Raw genomic sequence first — 3,164 nt, forward strand, 5'->3', positions numbered from 1 at the left:
GGCGTGCGGGGGCCGCGGCGGGCTGCGGCGAGGTCGCGCCGGTGCCGTCGCGGTGGGCGTCGAGGACGGTGAACGCGATCGGCGCGAGCACGAGGAGCTGGAAGAGCAGCGTCGGGACGGCGGCGACGGGGTCGCCGAGCAGGAAGACGGCGAGCGCGAGGCCGAGGTTCCCGGCGTTCACGTACGACGACGCGAGCGTGCCGAGGGTGACGTCGCCCGCGTCGCGGCGCAGCGCGAACCGCAGGACGAGCGCGGCGACGACCGCGACGGCGGCCGTGCTGGTCCAGGTGGCGAGCGCGGCGCGCGACGCGAGCACGTGCAGGTCGGTGCGCCCGATGCTCACGAGCAGCAGGGCGGGGGTCGCGACGGTGAAGACGAGGCGTGCGAGCACCGCGGACGCGTGCGGGCCGAGGACGCGGAGCCGGCCGAGCACCCACCCGGCGACGACGACGGCGGTGAGCGTGCCGAGCGCGGTGAGGACGGCGCCCATCAGGTCCGGTCGCTCGTGAGGTGCACGACGCTCATCCTGTCATGGCGTCCGGTGGTCGGAAAGCGCTTGCCTCGATGTGCCGTCCCGTGTCACGATCGACGTCGGCGACACCCGACGACGGGTCCGCCCGCACGGCCCCGCGCAGGTCCGCCCCGCCGCTCCGGCGTCGGCGTCCGCCCGGGGTGAGCACCGACTCGACAGGAGAAGGCAACGATGCCGGCAGTCGCACTCGTGACCGGGGGGAACAGGGGCATCGGCCTCGGGATCACGCGGCGGCTGCTCGCCGACGGGTACGCCGTCTCGATCCTCGCGACGCGCGAGGAGCCCACCGACGTCCTCGCCGAGCTCCGTGCGGCCGCCGGCGCCGACGACCGCGTGCGCTACGTCCGCGGATCCGTGGCCGACCTCGACGACCACCGCCGCTACGTCGACGACGCCGTCGACGCGTGGGGACGGCTCGACCTGCTCGTCAACAACGCGGGCGTCGCCCCGACCGTCCGCGCCGACCTCCTCGAGGCCGGCGCCGAGTCGTTCGACCGCGTCCTCGGCATCAACCTGCGCGGCCCGTACTTCCTCACGCAGACGTTCGCGAACCGCGTCGTCGACCTCCGCGGCCCGCTCGACGCGCTGCCCGAGCCCCCTGCGGGCCCGGTCGCGACGGTCGTCAACGTGTCGTCCGTGTCCGCGACGACCGTCTCCACCAACCGCGGCGACTACTGCGTCTCCAAGGCCGGCGTCGCGATGGCCACGCAGCTCTTCGCCGCACGCCTCGCGCCCGAGGGGATCGTCGTCTACGAGGTGCGGCCCGGCGTCATCGCGACCGACATGACCGCGGGCGTCTCGTCGAAGTACGACGCGCTGTTCGAGGGCGGGCTCGCGCCGATCGCACGGTGGGGGCGGCCCGCCGACGTCGCGGGCGCCGTTGCGATCCTCGCGTCCGGCCAGACGCCGTACTCGACCGGCGAGGTCTTCCACGTCGACGGCGGCATGCACATCCCGGTCCTGTGACCGGTCCGGCGGCTGCGCTGCGCGGGACCGTCCGGCCGTCCGGCGTCCACCGCACGACGAGCGCCACCCGCACGACGAGCACGACCCGCACGCCGAGCACGACCCGCACGACGAGCGCCATCCGCACGACGAGCACGACGAGCACGACCAGCACCCCGACGACGAGGACCCAGCGATGAGCGACACCACCCGCCACGAGCCCGAGACCGTACGCATCGGCGGCCACGACGTGCCCGTCGTCACGGCGCGGACCGTCGTCGTCGGCACCGGCTCCGCCGGGTTCAGCGCCGCCGACCGGCTCTGGGAGCTCGGCCACGACGACGTCGTCATGGTCGCCGACAAGGTCAACGCGGGCGCGTCCCGCAACGCCGGCTCCGACAAGCAGACGTACTACAAGCTCACGCTGTCCGGCGGTGACGGCGACTCCGTGCGGGAGATGGCCGAGACGCTGTACGCGGGCGGCGCGATGGACGGCGACAACGCGCTCGCGGAGGCCGCGCTGTCCGCGCGCGGGTTCCTGCGGCTGTGCGACCTCGGCGTGCCGTTCCCGCAGAACCGGTTCGGGGAGTTCATCGGCTACAAGACGGACCACGACCCGCGCCGCCGCGCCACGTCCGTCGGGCCGTACACGAGCCGGTCGATGGTCGAGCAGCTCGAGAAGAAGGTGCACCGCAACGGCACGCGGATCTTCGACGAGTGCCGCGTGGTGGACGTCGTCGTGCGCGCTGTCGGCGGCGGCACGGCGGGTGCTCCGGCTGACGGTGTGCCGGTGGACGACGGGACGACCGCCGCCGAGCGCGAGACAGAGGTCGTCGGCCTGCTCGTGCTGCGCACCGACGTCCCGCACGACGGCGAGCGGTCGCCGTTCCTGCTGTTCCGCTGCACCAACATCGTCTACGCGACCGGCGGACCGGCGGGCATGTACGCGACGCGCGTCTTCCCGAACGGCCAGTGGGGCGCGTCGGGCGCCGCGTACCGCGCGGGCGTGCACGGCAAGAACCTCACCGAGTGGCAGTTCGGTCTCGCGTCGACGCACCCGCGGTGGAACGTCTCCGGCACCTACATGCAGGTCGTGCCGCGGTTCGTGTCGACCGACGCCGACGGCGGCGACGAGCGCGAGTTCCTCACCGAGGCCATCGGCGACTACGGCCGGCTCCTGTCGCTCGTCTTCCTCAAGGGCTACCAGTGGCCCTTCGACATCCGGAAGGCGCTCGACGGGTCGTCGCTGATCGACCTGCTCGTCTACCGCGAGACCGTCCTGCGCGGGCGGCGCGTGTTCCTCGACTTCCGTCGCAACCCCGTCCAGGACACCTTCGACCCGAGCGCGCTGTCGCCCGAGGCGTACGAGTACCTCGACCGCGCGGGCGTCCTGTTCGGCACGCCGATCGAGCGCCTGCGCCGCATGAACGAGCCCGCCTACCAGTTCTACCTGCAGAAGAACCCGTACGTGGACCTCGAGACCGACCTGCTCGAGGTCGACGTCTGCGCGCAGCACAACAACGGCGGGCTCGTCGTCGACGCGTGGTGGCAGTCCAACGTCACCGGCTTCTTCCCCGTCGGCGAGGCGGGCGGCGCGCACGGCGTCTACCGGCCCGGCGGCGCGGCGCTCAACAGCGGCCAGGTCGGCGCGACGCGCGCGGCGCAGTTCATCGCCGCCCGGCGGTCG

General features: G+C 73.5%; 3 protein-coding genes. 2 read left to right on the top strand and 1 reads right to left on the bottom strand.

The window, feature by feature from the left end; all coding sequences use genetic code 11:
• Nucleotides 1–490 (bottom strand): AEC family transporter (locus tag HGA02_RS14365; RefSeq protein WP_210728600.1); only part of this gene is annotated, 490 nt, incomplete at its 3' end.
• Nucleotides 491–703: 213 nt separating this feature from the next.
• Here HGA02_RS14365 and HGA02_RS14370 point away from each other — a divergent pair.
• Together HGA02_RS14370 and HGA02_RS14375 are read left to right on the top strand one after the other, a co-directional pair.
• Nucleotides 704–1,498 (top strand): 3-ketoacyl-ACP reductase, encoded by a 795-nt coding sequence (locus HGA02_RS14370; RefSeq protein ID WP_168679649.1) that lies wholly within the window; start codon nucleotides 704–706, stop codon nucleotides 1,496–1,498.
• Nucleotides 1,499–1,673: 175 nt separating this feature from the next.
• A partial coding sequence (locus tag HGA02_RS14375; protein ID WP_168679650.1) for an FAD-dependent oxidoreductase occupies nucleotides 1,674–3,164 on the top strand: 1,491 nt, incomplete at its 3' end.

Origin of the sequence: Cellulomonas septica (assembly GCF_012396155.1) — a bacterium.
Classification (GTDB): domain Bacteria; phylum Actinomycetota; class Actinomycetes; order Actinomycetales; family Cellulomonadaceae; genus Cellulomonas; species Cellulomonas septica.